The sequence below is a fragment of the Gloeomargarita sp. genome, from assembly GCF_053491055.1.
Genome location: NZ_JBRCEP010000056.1, coordinates 1 through 16,260, shown reverse-complemented (window position 1 = coordinate 16,260; position 16,260 = coordinate 1). Strand labels below are relative to the sequence as shown.

Below are 16,260 nucleotides of genomic sequence, written 5' to 3'. Positions count from 1 at the left end.
TGATCTTCGATATATTGCCGCAGAACAGAGACAGTTACTCCCCCGCATGAAGCAATAAAATACGATTCATTCCACAAGACATCTTTCCAGTAAATTTTGTCAATATATTGCCTAAACTCACTCCTAATCCTACGACTAGATACAGACTTGATATTATTTACAAATTTGGACAAGTCCATTTGTGGGTAGTACTGAAAAAGTAAATGGATATGATCCGCTTCGCCATTAAATTCAATGAGCTTGCAGTTCCATTTTTGACAAAGGTCATACAAAACTTCGTGCAGGCGTTTCAACATCTCGCCGGTGAACGCTTTACGACGGTATTTTGTTGTCAAAACCAAGTGCGCTTTTAAGTCAGAAACGGCTCTACCACTAGCCACAAAATCGTTCTTCATTGCCACTATCAAAAGTTGATGCTATGATGAGCGTATCATGAATCGGCTACACTTATCGTGAGAACAACTTACCAGTACCGCTTACGCCCCACGGCCAGCCAAATCGCCGTGATGGAAAACTGGCTGGAGTGGTTGCGCAAGCAGTACAACTATCGTTTGGCGGAGCGGTTCAACTGGTGGGAACAAAATCGGTGTCCGGTCAATGCTTGTCCCTTAATCTGCCACTTGCCAGAGTTGAAGGAACAGCCTGATTTCTACTCACAAAAACGGGATTTGGTAAACACCAGAGAACGGTTCCCTGAATACGAAGCGATTCACTCGCACGTGCTCCAAAACTGCATAGAGCGAGTACACAAAGCATTTGACCGCTGGCTAAAAGGAGACAGTAACGGCAAGAGACTAGGTAAACCAAGGTACAAAGGGGTAGGTCGTTATCGTTCTTTTACCTTCCCTCAGATGAAACAGGATTGTATTCAAGGGAAGTTTATTTATTTGCCGAAGATTGGTTGGGTTAAATTCATTCAACATCGTCCTTTGCCAGAGGGCTTCACGATTAAAACCGCTACCATCATTCGCAGGGCTGATGGATGGTATGTGAGCCTGAGTTTGCAGGATTCTACGGTTCCTGAGTTTACCCCTGCCCCTCCGACTTTGGACAACACGATAGGGATAGACATGGGGTTAAATGATTTCTTGGTGACCGATGAGGGTGAAGCGGTTCCAGTTCCGCAATATTACCGCAAAGCACAAAAGAGACTAAAGCGACTGCAAAAGGCTGTATCTCGCAAGAAGAAGGGATCAAACCGTCGTAAGAAAGCGATAAAAAGGTTGGCTAAGGTGCATCAGAAAGTAGTCAACCAGCGTAAAGACTTTCACTATAAAACTGCTCATAAACTTTTGAAAAAAGGAGGCACATAGCGCATGAGGCGTTGAACATCAAAGGTCTGGCCAGAACAAGACTTGCAAAGTCTGTCTACGATGCTGGATGGGGGCAATTCCTGCAAATCTTGGCGGTCAAGGCTGCAAGAGCTGGGCTGCTGACGATTGCAGTGAATCCAAACGGCACAAGTCAAGAGTGTTCGCGTTGTGGTCGAGAAGTGCCTAAAAAACTCAGCGAGAGGTGTCACCATTGTCCTCATTGCGGGTTGAGGCTACCGCGAGACCAGAACTCGGCCCTTGTAATCAAATACAGAGCGGTGGGGCATCCCGTTCTTTTTCGCGTCAGCGGCGCGGAGCGCTAAAGCTCAGGAAACGCCCGTTCGCATTAGCGGCGCGGAGCGCGTTGCACGAGCAGGGGTCACTGTTTGCAGAGCGTGGCGTAAGCCATGAAGCCCGCCCTCTGTCCGTAGGACGGGGGACGGGAGTATGTCACGGAGGGGTTAAGAGGCCATCGCCACCGCCACTTTTTCCTGCAATTCCCCAGATTGGTACATTTCAATCATAATGTCGGAACCACCAATGAATTCCCCGTTGATATACACCTGGGGAATGGTCGGCCAATTGCTGTATTCCTTGATCCCTTGCCGGATTTGTTCATCGCTGAGTACGTCAAAGGTTTCATAGTCTGCCCCAAGGGCATTCAAAATTTGCACCACATTGTTAGAAAAGCCGCACTGGGGCATGAGTTTGGTGCCCTTCATAAAGACCATAATTTTGTTGCCTTTGATGAGGGCTTCGATGCGGGCTTTCGTCTCCGGTGACATCTTTTTTACCCCCTACACGCCGTTTCCCCCGTTATTATAGCAAGGGGGGGGAGGTACAATCAAAAAGGGGGCGGCTGGAGGATTTCATGCGTTATTCTCCCCTGTGGACGTGCTACCAAAATGAAGCAAAATTGACAGAATTTGCAGGTTGGATGCTCCCGGCGCAATTTGGTGGGCTAACGCTTGAACATGAAGCGGTGCGGCACCGCGCGGGATTATTCGATATTTCCCACATGGGGCAAATTGAACTGCAGGGTTCGGCGGTCTGGGAGTACTTGAATGCCCTTGTGCCAACGGACATCCTTCATTTGCCGCCGGGGCAGGCGCGCTATACGGTTTTGCTCAACGCCGCCGGCGGCATTATTGACGATCTGATTGTTTATGCCCACGACCGGGAGCATGCCACGTTGATTGTGAATGCGGCCTGTACGGCGAAAAATGCGGCCTGGTTGCGGCAGCATCTACCCCCGGAGGTGGCCATCGAACCGGTGTCGCAGGCGTTGTTGGCGGTGCAAGGCCCCCAGGCGACGGCCCTGTGGCAAACCCTGACACCCGATACCCTGGCAGGCATTCCCCGCTTTGGGCATGGAACGGTCAGCACGCCTTGGGGCAGGGTTTGGGTGGCGCGCACGGGTTACACGGGCGAAGATGGCTGGGAAATTCGGGCGGCGCCAGCGGTGGGACAAGCGCTGTGGCGGGCGCTGGTGGCGGCGGGGGTTACGCCCTGCGGGTTGGTGGCGCGGGATGTGTTGCGCTTGGAAGCAGGACTGCATTTGTACGGACAGGATATGGACGAAACGGTGACGCCGCTTGAGGCGGGGCTGGGGTGGTTGGTGGATTGGGACAAGGGGGATTTTCTCGGACGGTCGGCCCTACTGGCCCAAAAAGCCCAAGGGGTGGCGCGCAAGTTGGTCGGTCTTGTTGGCACAGGGCGGCGGATTTTCCGGCCCGGTTATCCGGTGCAGGCGCAGGGGCAAACCGTGGGACGCATCACCAGCGGCACGCTCTCGCTGAGTTTGGGGCGACCCATTGCTTTGGCCTATGTGGCGGTGCCTTGGACGCCGCTGGGCACGTCCTTGACCGTGCAGGTACGGGAGCAGGCCTTGCCGGCTACAGTAGTAAAAAGAACCTTCTACACCCGTTCCCAATAAACCAAGGCTATGGCGCTTACTTATCCCCCCGAACTCCATTACACGGCGACCCACGAGTACGTCGCGCTGACCGATGACGGGGCAGTGGTGGGGATCACGGCCTTTGCCGTCGAGGAGTTAGGGGATATTACCTACGTGGAATTGCCGCAGGTTGGGCGCAGGTTCAACCGGGGGGAGCGCCTGGGTACGATTGAGTCGGTCAAGGCGGTGGCGGATGTGTATGCGCCGGTATCAGGTGTGGTCACGGCGGTACATGAAGCCTTGGTGGATGCCCCGGAGCGGATCGCCGGTGACCCCTACGGGGAAGGTTGGTTAGTGAAAATGCAACTGACCCAGCCAGAGGAACTCCAGGAACTGTTGACAGCGGCGGCCTATCAGGCGCAGGTGGGGGGCTAACTGGGTACCCCCCAGGGAACCGGGCTGGTGTAGGATTGACAATCAGACTTGAGCACGTGAATATGACCGACGTTTTAACGGTAGAAGGGATTCAAAAATTATTGCCCCATCGGTATCCGTTTCTGCTGGTGGATCGGATTGTGGAGTATGTGCCGGGGGAGCGAGCGGTGGGCATCAAAAATGTCACCGTGAATGAGCCGTTTTTTCAAGGGCATTTTCCGGGACGACCCCTGATGCCGGGCGTTTTAATCGTGGAAGCAATGGCGCAGGTAGGCGGTGTGGTGGTGATGCAATTGCCGCAAGCCCAAGGCCATTTATCTGTATTTGCCGGGATGGATAAAGTCCGTTTTCGCCGCCAGGTCACGCCTGGGGATCAACTTATCATCGAAGCCACATTGGTACGATTACGTCTGGGACGTTTTGGGCAGGTGCAGGCCAAGGCAATGGTCAATGGCGAGCTGGTTGCGGAAGGAGAATTGCTTTTTTCTTTAGTGGAATAATGCCCGCTTTAATCCTATTTTGGCACCGGCGAGATTTGCGGATTGAAGATAGTGTGGGTCTGCATACGGCCCGCCTATTGACCCCCAAAGTGGTTGGTGTTTTTTGTTTTGATCCCCACATTTTGCAGGGAGATGACATAGCGCCGGTGCGGGTGTATTATCTGCGGGAATGTCTGGCGGATTTACAGCGGGAGTATGAACGGGTAGGGAGTGAATTGCTCATCCTGTGGGCTGATCCGGTCGTGGCGATTCCCCGCTTGGCCCAGGCGCTCAAAGCGGCAGCGGTGTACTGGCATTGGGACGTGGAACCCTACAGTCGGCAACGGGATCAACAGGTGATGGATGCCCTCAACCGCCAAGGAATTGCCCATCGGCAGTTCTGGGATCAATTGCTCCATGCCCCCACCGAAATTCTCACTAAAACCGGGCAACCCTACACCGTTTTTACGCCGTTTTGGAAGAATTGGTCGCAACAGGCCAAAGCATCTCCCTACCCCCCCCTAACCAACTGCACCAAACTCACCGAAACCGAGCGACAAATTGCCCAAGAGGCCGGGGTGATTCCCCTGCCCACGATGCAGGCGTTGGGGTTTGCCTGGTCCGGGCCATGGGACTACGAACCGGGCACCCAAGGGGCAAAAAAATTGCTTGCGGAATTCACCCAGTCGGCCATTTATCACTACCAGGAGCAACGGAATTTCCCCGCGGTTAACGGCACGTCTCGGTTAAGCGCTGCCTTGAAATTTGGGGTGATTGGCATTCGTACTGTTTGGCAAGCGACCCAAGCGTGTTTGCAGGATTTTCCGGGTAATGAATCGGTAGTGACCTGGCAACAGGAATTGGCCTGGCGGGAATTCTATCAACACGGGATGTATCATTTCCCAGAATTGGCAAGCCGTAGCTACAGGACAGAGTTTGAGGCGTTTTCTTGGGAGAATAACGAGCACTATTTCCGGGCTTGGTGTGCAGGGGAAACGGGTTATCCGATGGTGGATGCGGCCATGCGGCAATTGAACCAAACCGGCTGGATGCACAACCGTTGCCGGATGATTGTCGCCAGTTTTTTGACCAAGGATTTACTGATTGATTGGCGGTGGGGAGAACGGTATTTTATGCAGCGTTTGATTGATGGGGATTTGAGTGCCAATAATGGCGGCTGGCAATGGAGTGCTTCTGTGGGGATGGACCCCCGTCCTTTGCGCATTTTTAATCCCAATACCCAAGCGGCAAAATTCGACCCGGAAGCGGAATATATTTATACGTGGGTGCCGGAGTTGCGTTCTGTGGATGTGTCGCAAATTTTGCGTAATGAAATCACGCCCCTAGAGCGGCGAGCATTGGGGTATCCGCCACCGATTGTCAATCATCAAAAACAACAGCAACTATTCAAGCAAAAATATCAGATGGTTTCCCGTTTTTTGACACTTCCACCGTCTAAAGACGGGGGATGCTTGCGCAGTCCACAAACGGACTCGTAAAGGCATTGTCAAGACGCCCCCAGACGGTTCCTTGCCACTAAGTCGCCAGGTTCCGCTTACTTACGCTCGCACCGTCCGGGTTGTTCACCGGGGTAGGTGACTGTTTCGTCACCAATAGCATTGGCAGGTGACTCAGGTCGCTCAAGGACTATGTCCCGCTAACGCGAGCGGCCTTTTCCACCCCGTTGTACGGCGCTACCAGGCTATTTACGGTGTGGTTCCCCCCACATGATAGGATGAGAATTTGACTGCTGGGGTGCCTATGGCGACAATTTCCAAACTGCTGATTGCCAATCGCGGGGAAATTGCCGTGCGCATTTTACGGGCCTGCGGCGAATTGGGGATTAAAACCGTAGCCGTCCATTCCACTGTTGATCGACAATGTTTGCACGTGCAGTTGGCGGATGAGGCGGTGTGTATTGGGGAAGCACCGAGTGCCAAAAGTTATCTGAATATTCCCAATATCATTGCTGCTGCCCTCACGCGCAATGCTACTGCCATTCACCCCGGCTATGGTTTTTTGGCGGAAAATGCCCGGTTTGCCGAGATTTGTGCGGATCACAATTTGATTTTTATTGGGCCGACGCCCCAGGCGATCCGGGCGATGGGGGACAAATCCACAGCCAAGCGCACCATGCAACAGGCGGGTGTGCCGGTGATTCCGGGCAGTGAGGGGTTGTTGACCGACGAGGCCACAGCCCTGAAAATTGCCCAGGAGCTCGGCTTTCCGGTGATCATCAAGGCCACAGCGGGCGGCGGCGGGCGGGGGATGCGGGTGGTGCGCCAGCCGGAGGACTTTGGGCGGGCTTTTGTGGCAGCGCAGGGGGAAGCGGAAGCGGCTTTTGGCAATCCGGGCGTGTATTTGGAAAAGTTGATTGAGCGGCCTCGCCATGTGGAAATGCAAATTTTGGCGGATCAATACGGCCATGTGGTGCATCTTGGCGAACGGGATTGCTCGGTTCAACGCCGTCACCAGAAATTATTAGAGGAAGCCCCCAGCCCCATCATCACTCCAGAATTGCGGGAAAAAATGGGAATGCAGGCGGTGCGGGTGGCGCAAGCGATTGGTTATGTGGGGGTGGGTACGGTGGAATTTTTGGTGGATGAACAGGGGAATTTTTACTTTATGGAAATGAATACTCGTATTCAAGTGGAACATCCGGTTACCGAAGTCGTTACCGGGCTAGATTTAATCAGTTTGCAAATTCGCATTGCCCAGGGAGAACCTTTGCCGTTTACGCAGGAGGATGTACAACTGCGGGGTCATGCAATTGAATGTCGGATTAATGCGGAAGACCCGGATCATCAATTTCGTCCCTGTCCTGGGCGAATCTTAGCCTATTTACCGCCAGGCGGGCCGGGGGTGCGGGTGGATTCTCATGTCTATCCCGATTACGAAATCCCCCCCTATTACGACTCACTCATCGGCAAAATTATTGTCTGGGGAGAAAATCGTCGTCATGCGATTGCCCGGATGAAACGCGCCCTGCAGGAATGTGCAATTACGGGGGTGAAAACCACGATTGAATTTCATCAGCGTTTACTCAACCATCCTGATTTTATCAATGCCCAAATTGATACCCATTTTGTGGATAAATGGATGCAGAATGGCTACAGCAGCTTTTCCCTGAATCGTTAGTTTCTCAATTTATTTAAGGAATTATTGAGGAATTAAAATCCCCTAAGTCTATCGTAGGGTGATTCTTTAGATGCAGTGACGTTTGCGCGATGGTTAGCGGTGCATTAAGCCTATCCGTACTCATTTGGGACATCGTTCGTAATGGTTGCGCAGGTTCGTGTGGCATGCTACCCGAAATATAGTCATTTCAAACAAGTTTGCGACATGCGCCTTTACCTGAAAACCCTGTCCTGGAAGGGGATACAGTGATGACCAGTGCCTCAAAGTGTTGCATTTTCCTGTGAAACGACTATAACCCTAAACCAGCCCAGAACTGCACGCAATGTTGGCAACCTGGATGCAAGCCACCCCCACGGTTTGTCCGCCGCACCCCCTGCCGAGGACTAAACAACTGGTTCCAGTTCGTCCGCTTCTAGGTGCGCCTTAAATTTCGCATCAAATTTGACGACAATGGGCAAGTTGGCGGTGAGGGGGCGACCTTGCCAGGTTTCGATCACTTCCACCACCTCGCCCACCTGACCCACCAGGTCATAGGGTTTGCCCTTGTGCTGCGGATGATGGTACACAATGACGTTGGTTTTGACCCGTACCTTTTGGCCGATGGTGAATTTGGCTTCCTGACTCATGATGGATAGCACGATGGTTGTTTTGATCCTGACACGAAATGGCACTGAATGAACGGGGAAGTCCAGGTAGTGTGGGCGTGGGATTTTGGTCTTCCTCCTTTTTCTCCGGCTCCAGCGGTGTCGGCGATGGGGAGAGGGCAACCAGCTCCAACCGCAAGTGGTATTTCCCTTGCCCACCCTGCAACTGTACCTGGTATTCCCCGGCTTCCTCAAGGTCATAGGTAATACTGGTGCCCTGGGATAAGGTCTGGGCGCGGGGATCGAGGAGGGTGGCGGTGATGCCCCCTGTGGCCCTCACCTGAAGCACCAGTTGCAACGGCTGGGCGGTCGGGTCGGCGCTAAAACGGTAAATGTGGACTTCCGTCGCCTGCAAAACCTGCTCGGTTTCAAAGGAACCGTTGGGGGCCAGGCTGATCTTTTGCGTCAGCCGTTGGGGGCTAGGCTCAAGACGGGGGGAACGGGCAGGGGTGGGCGCTGGTTCTGGGGAGGCGGGGGTGGGTTCCGGGCGGCGCACTTGGATGGGTTGGTTGAGAAACGATTGCGCCAAAAGAGAGACCGCGCCCATCATGCCCAGGAGCAAAACGGTAATGATGCCGTACTTCCAGAGCACGTCATTGCCGCCCCCGCCGGGTGCCAGACTTTGGGTCAAAGGGGTGCGCCGAGCTTGGGTCGGCGGTCTGGCAACCGTCACCCGCGAAGGCGAAGATTCCCCACTGGGCGTCGCGGTAGTTCCCAGCAAACCCAAACTCCGCATCGCCGCCAGCGCCTCGCCCGCATGGGCATAACGGCGACTGTACTGGTAGCGCACCATGCGATCCAAAAGGGTGGCTAGGGCATGGCTGACCGTGACGCCCTGCCGCCAGACAATTTCCCCCGTCTGCGGGTCGCTTTCCAACTGGTCAGGGTCCTTGCCGGTTAGGGCACAAATGGCGACAATGCCCAGGCTATAAATGTCGCTGGCAAATTGGGGTTTGCCCTGGGCCTGTTCGGCGGGCGCATAGCCTACGGTGCCAATAGCCACGGTGGCGCCCGTGCGTTGTTGGGCTGCCGCTTTGGGGTCTTGAATTTGTTTGACCGCCCCAAAATCAATCAACACCAATTTGCCATCGCTTTTGCGGCGAATCAGATTGTCCGGTTTAATATCCCGGTGGATCACCCCGTTGCGATGCACAAATTCCAGGGTGCCCAACACATCCGCCAACATTTTGACCACTTTTTCCTGGGGCCAGGGCGCCCCCCGTTGGATTTCCTGGCTCAGGGGATGCCCTTCGATAAACTCCTGCACCAAATAAAATTCCCCATTTTCCTCAAAATAAGCCAACAGCGCGGGAATTTGGTCGTGTTTGCCCAATTTTTCTAAAATTTCAGCCTCGCTGTTAAACAGCCGCCGGGCGGTGGTGACCACAAACTCATCGCGATTGTCCGGTTTGAGGTGCTTGACCACACAGGCGGGCTGGCCGGGGCGCTGCGTATCCTGGGCCAGGTAGGTGGTGCCAAAACCCCCTGACCCCAGGATTTTGACCACCTGATAACGTCCGGCCAGTTTTTCTCCTGGTTGCATGGTGTGCCCCTATTGGTGGGTGCCGAGTATTTACCGTTTATTATGTCGTATATAGTTCCCCGTTTCTTGCCCGCTATGCTCATCTTTGCGCTAATTTTTCTGGCCAAGCACCTATGATCACAGGGCACACGCGGCTGCTGGCGGTGCTGGGCCAGCCGGTGCGCCACTCCCTCTCGCCGGTAATGCACAACGCGGCTTTGGCGGCAGTGGGTCTGGATGCCTGTTATGTGGCTTTGCCGGTGAGCGACTTGGCGTCGGTGTTGCCGGCCCTGTGGCAAATGGAATTTCTCGGTGTGAATCTCACCATTCCCCACAAACAGACGGTCATGCCCTACCTGCAGCACCTGACCCCCGAAGCAGTTGCCATCGGTGCTGTTAATACATTGTACCGCGGCGAGACCGGTTGGTGCGGCACGAATACGGATGGGTTGGGGTTTATCGCGCCGTTGCAAGGGTGGCGGGGGACTAGGGCGGTGGTGTTGGGTTATGGAGGGACGGCGCGGGCGGTGGTGTGGGGCCTCAGGCGGTTGGGTTGCCGGGAAATCCATGTGGTGACGCGGCGCGCTGCCCAAGGGACGCCCCCTACCGATGGGGTACAGATGCACCCCTGGTCGGCGGTGGAACGCTGTTTGGCGCAGGCGGATATGGTGGTGAATACGACGCCGGTGGGAATGGCCCCGGACGTCACCGCTAGCCCCTTGACTGCAGCGCAACTGACAACCCTGCCGCCGGGCGCCTGGGTGTACGATGTGATTTACACGCCGCGCCCTACCCGCTTGTTGCAGATGGCAGCGGCTTTGGGGTATCCCACCCAGGATGGTCTGGCGATGTTGGTCGGGCAGGGGGCTGCCGCTTGGCCGTACTGGTTTGGGCGCTCAGCTCCGGTGGAGGTGATGACCGCTGCCTTGACAGAGTATCTATCGCCCCAGAAGTAAACCTTGACATACTCCCCCACCTTCAGGCGTGAGCCGCGTCGGAGGCAATGGCTACGCTTCGCCATAGGGCAGGGCTTTAGACCCAGTTTTTGGGTAACAGAGTTCCAAGGGCGTATAGTGGATAACTCCTGATGTTGTGCTCTGTAATTTGAAATTGCAGCGATTCAGGTTGCACCCTCTGCAACTACCGCCCAGGAATTTCCTGAGTTTTAGGACCAAAACAATGAACGCCCCATCCCCTCAGGGACAGCATTCATAGGGCGTTCAAAACAATACTCTAGCGGCACATCGTAGGGTGACGACCTATGGTACCTTCCCGAAACGACCCGATGATGGTTTGGGTATAGACGCAGTAAAAAGGACCTTGGTTTTGCCCGCGCGGGACAAACACGAGTTGTATGCCGCTATTTCCTCCGCTATCTTTCCCAATTCGATTCCCAAGCGAGCCGAAGCGAAAACTATAGCCATCGGTGGGGTTACCGAGGGAAGTGGAAGTACCAGGGGTACCGGTTTTGATGGCAATCGTATTTGCACCAGACTCCAGCAGGGGTTGCCAACTGGTGTGATTACGGCAGTTTTCTCTATCGCTACTCGGCTCTACGGAAACCCAAACCATCCCATCCCTATCGCGGAAACAGACTTCCCAGGGGCGACCCGTGCGAATGGCTTGGTTTTGTGCCTCCCGAATCTTATCCAAAGCGTTGGCACGGGCGTCATAGAGCCGCTGCCGCGTAAGCAGAGCCAACCAACTGGGGGCAGCAATCGCCGCCAAAATCCCAAAAATTGCCACGATGACAAGCAATTCCACCAGGGTAAAGCCTTGGTCGGCACGATTCGAGCGCATGGTTTTGAGCATAGGATCACCTCCGAGATTAACTGGGTCGCCGGTTGTAGGAACCCCGCGTGCGGACTTGGGTTTCCACCGCCGGACGGTAAATGTTGGTGCCACTGCCTTCAATTTCCCGCAAGCCTGCCCGCTCGGCCGCATTCCCCCGCAGATACACAAACACGTCCTGGACAAACCCGGTTTCCGCCGCCCCGCTCCGCTCCCGCACACAGGCATAGAAGGAACGAAAGCCCGTGTCTGAACCAGCACCAGTCGTGGAAACATACCCCGCCGGACAATTCACATTCACCCGCGGCGGTTGCCAGTCCACATTTTCTACGAGGGGATTTGTATCGGAATTAGGGCCATTCCAGGACAACAAGCCCGCTGGCCAGGTGGGCTTTTCCAGGGGGTCACGGTTCTCCAAGCGGTTTCTAAACGCACTCGCATTAGTCCCCCACACATACTGCCGGAAATAGCCCCGTATAATCCGCGCTGGTCCCCGGGGTTCCGTATTGTTATTATTATTATTACCAACAGTGACGCACTCCGGGCCTGGCCGTCCTTTGTTGGGACACAACACATAGATCACCAGCGTGTACTGGGTACGGGTGTAGTTCATAACGGTAGTGCAATCCCGGTTGTTGCGACAAGCATCGCTGTTGGCGTAATTGTCAATCTGTGTTTGCTCGGGTCCGCTTGTCGGTGGTACGTTATTCAAAAAATTCAAATCCGGCACCGGCTCCCGTTTCCAAAACGCCAACACCGTATTGACGGGCAGAGTTAACCCTGGACAGGTAGTGCCGCCGCCTGTGCCATTGGCCCCCAAACAGTTACGGTCATAGACCAACACCGCCTCCCGCAATTCGTTGGTGATGTAGTCCAACGCCTGCGCCATTTCCCGCTCCGTTTCCCCGCGGGCAGTCTGGGTGCGCTCCACCCGCATCATCTCCACGACCAGGTACATCATACCGGTCAGCAAAAAGGCCCCAATCGCTGCCCCAATCACCAGTTCCGCAACCGTAAAGCCCGCACGGGCCAAGCGGCGCGCCTTCCATAGCAACAACAGCAACCGTCGGTTCATACCCATTGCTCCATTAAGTTACTGAGGCTGATTGTCCCCTCCACCGCCATTGGGCGGATTGTTCCCACCACAGGATGTACTTCTTGCCCCTACGGTGCGGCGCAAGGATTCTAAAGAAAGGGTCGAGTCAGGAAAGAATACCGCACTGTACTGGACGGCCAAGGGATTGCTGGCGGTTTCCGGTGCCCCTAAACGGGCCTGGGACGGATAGATACCCAACGGCCCCTGATAGGTTCCCTGCACCACCGCCCGCGGATACACCCGCACCCCCAGGACAAAAGAAATCGGTACCCCATTTGCAGGGTTCGTTTGTTGGCAAATCCGAAAGGCTTGCAACCCAAAGTCCGCCTGCCCATCCCGGTCAATGTCCACCCGACAGGGCGGCCCCACCGGATTGGTCGGATTCGTCAGGTCGCAAAATCGGGCCGTCCGCAGTAGGTTGGCTGCTGGAGGTTGCACCTCTTCTACCGAAGTGCCCCCTTCCAAGGGCGCCAACCGGTCGATATCCGCAATAAACGCTGAGGGAGATTGTCCCGCGAACCCCCGTTCCATGCGCAGGCGCACCAAATCCAGATGCCCTTGCGCCAACCGCGTTGCCTGCTCCACCCGTTGGTTTTGGGCGCGCGCCGCCACCGACAGGGTGACGATAGGGGGAATCATCGCCGCCGTCACCCCCACGATGGCAATCGCCACCAGCGCCTCTACCAAGGTAAACCCGCCATCACCGCGCAACCGCACCATAGCCCACCTCCCTTAGGGACGACACGTTACACCGGGGACAATAAACCGTTTGAGCTGACAGGTGTAGGGGTCATCCGCCGTCAACTCCAAGAAGTACTCATTTCGAGAACCCTCCATTTGGACAAACCGCCGCGCCACAGGCCCTGCCGGAGCATATTGCAACGCCGGGTCATACCCCCAGTAACGCTGTGGTGGGCCATAGTAGGGAATGAGTTCCGTTCGGTCAGGTGGCGGAAATTGACCCCGCTCAAACGAGTCGAAATCGAAGGGCGCCGTAGCGTAGTTGCTGAAGTTTAACTGGATCAACGAACCCAGAATGGTCAAATTATTCCCGGTTTCAAGGAAGCGGGGGAAATTGTGCAGCCCGCCGTAGGACTGATTCCGCCGGGATGGCACCAAACCACTCACAATCACCGCATTCACCTGGTAGTCCGTACCACGTCCCGGAACCGCCGCCCGACTACCAATGCCTTGATAGTTCCCAAGCGGCACAATCGCCTGCAACCCATTCGTCTGGGTGCGATGCGTCCCATCACTCCCAATAATGATGGGCGAAGCCTCGTCGTAGGGATTTTCCCGTGCCCAGCGGTTCCTTGGCAGCGCATCAGGTCGGTTAAACCCTGCGACACCTGGGTTGTCAATCGCCGGTGTATTCCGAGCAGAAGGACCTCCATCAGGAGAGCCATGACAATCCCCATTCGCGTCCTTGCCAGGAATGTTAAGACCGGCAGTCGTATTACGGACATTGCGAATGCCATTTTCTTGATACCCATCACAGAAATTGTGGGTAATCAGGGTAATTGCATCCGCGATGATTTCTACCGGTCGCCAGGTGTCCGTCTGGGGATTCGCAAAGGCTGAGTCACGGGTATCGCGCCCATAGAAATCGTCAAAGGTGTAGGGGAACCGTAACAACCTGGTAAATTCCTGCACTACCTCATTCCCACCTGGTTTCATGTGCAGGTTGAAACCGCTGACCCCCCGCGCCAACTGGGTCATGATATAGACCGGGTTGTCGCTGACAAAGGTCATCCCAAAGATATTCTGTGCTGGGGGTAATGGCTGTCCTTGGGATTGTAGCCGGCTAACATCGTTGCCATTCATCAAGCGGAACCCATGCACCCGGCGATCCGGATCAGAGTAGTAATCCACAGGTTTCCCGCTGATTTTCTTCTGCGTTCTAGGTGGATCCGAGGGATTGCGGGGGTCAGGGTTCATTTGAAGGTTTACCGGCGGCCCATCGGCATAGTTCGCTTCCCAGGCTGCTTCATAGGTATTCCAATCCGAATTCGCCGGACGCAACAGGGCATCTTCCCTTCTGGCATCCTCCCGGAAGGCATAGATAATCCCACCCGCAATCGCCGGAGTCGTCGCCGTCGCCACCTGCCCCACCGCCAACCAGGCATCATCTCCAAAGGGCGACAAATTCACTTGCCGCAACAGGTCAATGTCAAAATCCATCACCCGCGCCATCTGCAACTGTCGCCCATCATAAAGGGCCTTTTCCGCTAAACCCGTGCGGTAGGCCGATAGATTCGTATGGGCATTATTCGGCTGGAAAACGCTGATAAGCAAATCCGTCTCCCGCTGGTACAGCTCTGTCGCGCCCACTGGCCGGTTGTTGAACAGATTAACGACCGGCAACTTCCATTGCCCAGCATCCGGTCTCCGAGGTTCCAACCGCAAGGCATTCAAATCCGTCAAGGAAACCGGCTCATAGGTCGCTGCGTTGTTGGCCGTTTCAGCAATGTAGCTGCTAAGAACATACGGCTCAGAAAAGGTTTCCCGATTGTTCTGCGCGCTGCCACTGGGCTGGTTGTAGGGGCTGGGGTCAGGGCTATTACGCCGGTTGATCCCGGAAGTGCCGTCATGACCGTGCGAATCAGAACCCTCAACCCGCCCATCGGAATTCAAATCCCCTGGGAACAGATAGTACAAGGACGGGTACTTGGGCTGAGTCGGACACAACCGAGCCAGCGCCACCATCTCCCGCTCCAGTATCTGATCCTGAGGATTGTTGGGATTGAGCGCAGTCCCCCCCCTCTCAGGATCAAACTTCTGGTAACCGAAATATCTAATGTCCGCCAGACTCAGATCACAGGGCAAATCAATCGTGACCCCCCTCCTGTAAGGTCCAGTGGCTGATTCAGTCAAGAAGGTGTAGGCCAAGCGTTGGTTGTTGGCCGGATCAGTCCCGTTACCTTGATCATTGGTCGGCACAGTCTCCACACCAATCCACTGCCCCGGTACGTACTCCCGGAACCCGTAGGTCCGATCCCGCACAATCTGCAACCGGGTATTCACCATCCGCGCCAGATACACCAACCGGTTCCACTGTTGATACTCGGAATTGGGTGCTAGGTTGAACGGTCGAGAATCCCGAATCCTCGCCAAAGCCGCAATGTAGTACTCGGCGGGGATGTTGTAACAGTTGGGGTTGATGGTGTTGATATTCGTACAAGGCCCATTACTGTTGTTCAAGGGCACAAAACTCAAATCAGGAAAACCAGGTATATTAAACCCGATTTCCCCTAACGTCGCCGGATTCCCGTCCTGCAACTGCCGCAACACATTTCCCAGCCGTTGCAAGTCAATTTCAATATTGTTTGTGCCTCGATCCGTGTTGGGAGGTGGAAGAACCCCAGTAGGATCGTTAGGATTATGCGGTTTTTCGCCTCTCTGACTCAGATAAAAATCCTTCCCTGCTCCAGGGTACCCCCAGTCCAAATACCAATACACATTGGTCGCCAACAGGCTCATCGTACAGCCTGCCGTGTGCAGGTTGGCTTGATCCGCAGGCGACAGTTCAGCGTAGCTTGTACCTTCCAAAGTCGCGATGGTGCGCCGCAGGTTGGAGAAATCCCCCCACATCGTCAGCACCGGGTCAGGATAGACCTGACGACTCCCCGGCGGTGCCTGCAACGGGGGAAACGCCCCATTCGGGTCACCGGCAAACTGTGCCAAATTCGTCAGCACCTTCATCAAGGCCGTCCCTGATTCAAAATCCGCCACCTCAAACGGGGGGTTATCCGGGTTGGTGCCATTCCCGTACTCCATATTCGCCGTGCCCCGCCCCGTGAAAAAGTCCGCAGGGGGGAACAGGGCTTGAGAACCAGGCGGTCGGACAAAGTTGGCATTACTGCTCGGGTAGCGGGTCACTTGATTAATGTTAGTCGGCGAAGCCGGACTCACCGGGTCCCCAAACGTAATGCTGTTGAGATAGCT

General features: G+C 55.1%; 13 protein-coding genes and 2 pseudogenes. 7 read left to right on the top strand and 8 right to left on the bottom strand.

Translation table 11 applies throughout. The features are described 5' to 3' along the window. Positions 1 to 395: IS200/IS605 family transposase (tnpA, locus tag ACWISF_RS06305; RefSeq protein WP_448380736.1), on the bottom strand; the 395-nt coding region annotated here is incomplete at its 3' end. A gap of 57 nt (positions 396 to 452) precedes the next feature. Here tnpA and ACWISF_RS06300 point away from each other — a divergent pair. Beyond that, a pseudogene (locus ACWISF_RS06300) lies at positions 453 to 1,636 on the top strand (RNA-guided endonuclease InsQ/TnpB family protein). A 138-nt stretch (positions 1,637 to 1,774) separates the two neighbouring features. Here the strand turns inward: ACWISF_RS06300 and grxD are convergent. Beyond that, positions 1,775 to 2,098: a Grx4 family monothiol glutaredoxin gene (gene grxD, locus ACWISF_RS06295; RefSeq protein ID WP_448380735.1), complete on the bottom strand. Its 324-nt coding sequence runs from the start codon at positions 2,096 to 2,098 to the stop codon at positions 1,775 to 1,777. A gap of 86 nt (positions 2,099 to 2,184) precedes the next feature. Between grxD and gcvT the strand changes: the two genes are divergently transcribed. The 5 genes from gcvT to accC all read left to right on the top strand — a co-directional run bounded on the left by gcvT (position 2,185) and on the right by accC (position 7,262). Then, a complete protein-coding gene (gcvT, locus tag ACWISF_RS06290; protein ID WP_448380734.1) occupies positions 2,185 to 3,249 on the top strand; it encodes a glycine cleavage system aminomethyltransferase GcvT in 1,065 nt (354 codons plus the stop codon). 9 nt (positions 3,250 to 3,258) lie between these two features. Continuing rightward, a complete protein-coding gene (gcvH, locus tag ACWISF_RS06285; protein ID WP_448380733.1) occupies positions 3,259 to 3,645 on the top strand; it encodes a glycine cleavage system protein GcvH in 387 nt (128 codons plus the stop codon). Between the two features lie 62 nt (positions 3,646 to 3,707). Next, positions 3,708 to 4,145, top strand: coding sequence for a 3-hydroxyacyl-ACP dehydratase FabZ (gene fabZ / locus ACWISF_RS06280; protein ID WP_448380732.1), 438 nt, complete (start codon positions 3,708 to 3,710; stop codon positions 4,143 to 4,145). After that, on the top strand, positions 4,145 to 5,623 hold the full coding sequence (locus ACWISF_RS06275) for a cryptochrome/photolyase family protein (protein WP_448380731.1): 1,479 nt from the start codon (positions 4,145 to 4,147) through the stop codon (positions 5,621 to 5,623). Before fabZ ends, ACWISF_RS06275 begins: the two co-directional genes overlap by 1 nt. A 262-nt stretch (positions 5,624 to 5,885) precedes the next feature. Next, positions 5,886 to 7,262, top strand: a complete 1,377-nt coding sequence (gene accC / locus ACWISF_RS06270) for an acetyl-CoA carboxylase biotin carboxylase subunit (RefSeq protein ID WP_448380730.1) — start codon at positions 5,886 to 5,888, stop codon at positions 7,260 to 7,262. A 383-nt stretch (positions 7,263 to 7,645) separates the two neighbouring features. Here accC and ACWISF_RS06265 read toward each other — a convergent pair whose 3' ends face one another. Further along, entirely contained in the window at positions 7,646 to 7,828 is a 183-nt protein-coding gene (locus ACWISF_RS06265; protein ID WP_448380729.1) for a ferredoxin-thioredoxin reductase variable chain, read from the bottom strand. Next, positions 7,791 to 9,449, bottom strand: coding sequence for a protein kinase domain-containing protein (locus tag ACWISF_RS06260; protein WP_448380728.1), 1,659 nt, complete (start codon positions 9,447 to 9,449; stop codon positions 7,791 to 7,793). Before ACWISF_RS06260 ends, ACWISF_RS06265 begins: the two co-directional genes overlap by 38 nt. A 113-nt stretch (positions 9,450 to 9,562) precedes the next feature. Between ACWISF_RS06260 and ACWISF_RS06255 the strand changes: the two genes are divergently transcribed. Next, positions 9,563 to 10,384 (top strand): shikimate dehydrogenase, encoded by an 822-nt coding sequence (locus ACWISF_RS06255; protein WP_448380727.1) that lies wholly within the window; start codon positions 9,563 to 9,565, stop codon positions 10,382 to 10,384. 277 nt (positions 10,385 to 10,661) lie between these two features. On the opposite strand, the gene ACWISF_RS06250 is transcribed toward ACWISF_RS06255, so the two are convergent. From ACWISF_RS06250 to ACWISF_RS06235, 4 genes and pseudogenes are all read right to left on the bottom strand, one after another. Next, positions 10,662 to 11,240: a pilus assembly FimT family protein gene (locus ACWISF_RS06250; protein ID WP_448380726.1), complete on the bottom strand. Its 579-nt coding sequence runs from the start codon at positions 11,238 to 11,240 to the stop codon at positions 10,662 to 10,664. 16 nt (positions 11,241 to 11,256) lie between these two features. Next, positions 11,257 to 12,294: a hypothetical protein gene (locus ACWISF_RS06245; protein WP_448380725.1), complete on the bottom strand. Its 1,038-nt coding sequence runs from the start codon at positions 12,292 to 12,294 to the stop codon at positions 11,257 to 11,259. 18 nt (positions 12,295 to 12,312) lie between these two features. Beyond that, complete coding sequence (locus ACWISF_RS06240; RefSeq protein ID WP_448380724.1) at positions 12,313 to 13,035, bottom strand: prepilin-type N-terminal cleavage/methylation domain-containing protein; 723 nt, start codon at positions 13,033 to 13,035, stop codon at positions 12,313 to 12,315. Positions 13,036 to 13,047: 12 nt separating this feature from the next. Then, positions 13,048 to 16,260, bottom strand: a pseudogene (locus tag ACWISF_RS06235) (hypothetical protein); the annotation flags it as partial.

What these genes read in the sequence shown, in the direction of transcription:
- grxD (WP_448380735.1), bottom strand. Translation starts at nt 2,098, where the DNA reads ATGTCACCGGAGACGAAAGCCCGCATCGAAGCCCTCATCAAAGGCAAC.
- gcvT (WP_448380734.1), top strand. Translation starts at nt 2,185, where the DNA reads ATGCGTTATTCTCCCCTGTGGACGTGCTACCAAAATGAAGCAAAATTG.
- gcvH (WP_448380733.1), top strand. Translation starts at nt 3,259, where the DNA reads ATGGCGCTTACTTATCCCCCCGAACTCCATTACACGGCGACCCACGAG.
- fabZ (WP_448380732.1), top strand. Translation starts at nt 3,708, where the DNA reads ATGACCGACGTTTTAACGGTAGAAGGGATTCAAAAATTATTGCCCCAT.
- ACWISF_RS06275 (WP_448380731.1), top strand. Translation starts at nt 4,145, where the DNA reads ATGCCCGCTTTAATCCTATTTTGGCACCGGCGAGATTTGCGGATTGAA.
- accC (WP_448380730.1), top strand. Translation starts at nt 5,886, where the DNA reads ATGGCGACAATTTCCAAACTGCTGATTGCCAATCGCGGGGAAATTGCC.
- ACWISF_RS06260 (WP_448380728.1), bottom strand. Translation starts at nt 9,449, where the DNA reads ATGCAACCAGGAGAAAAACTGGCCGGACGTTATCAGGTGGTCAAAATC.
- ACWISF_RS06255 (WP_448380727.1), top strand. Translation starts at nt 9,563, where the DNA reads ATGATCACAGGGCACACGCGGCTGCTGGCGGTGCTGGGCCAGCCGGTG.
- ACWISF_RS06250 (WP_448380726.1), bottom strand. Translation starts at nt 11,240, where the DNA reads ATGCTCAAAACCATGCGCTCGAATCGTGCCGACCAAGGCTTTACCCTG.
- ACWISF_RS06245 (WP_448380725.1), bottom strand. Translation starts at nt 12,294, where the DNA reads ATGAACCGACGGTTGCTGTTGTTGCTATGGAAGGCGCGCCGCTTGGCC.
- ACWISF_RS06240 (WP_448380724.1), bottom strand. Translation starts at nt 13,035, where the DNA reads ATGGTGCGGTTGCGCGGTGATGGCGGGTTTACCTTGGTAGAGGCGCTG.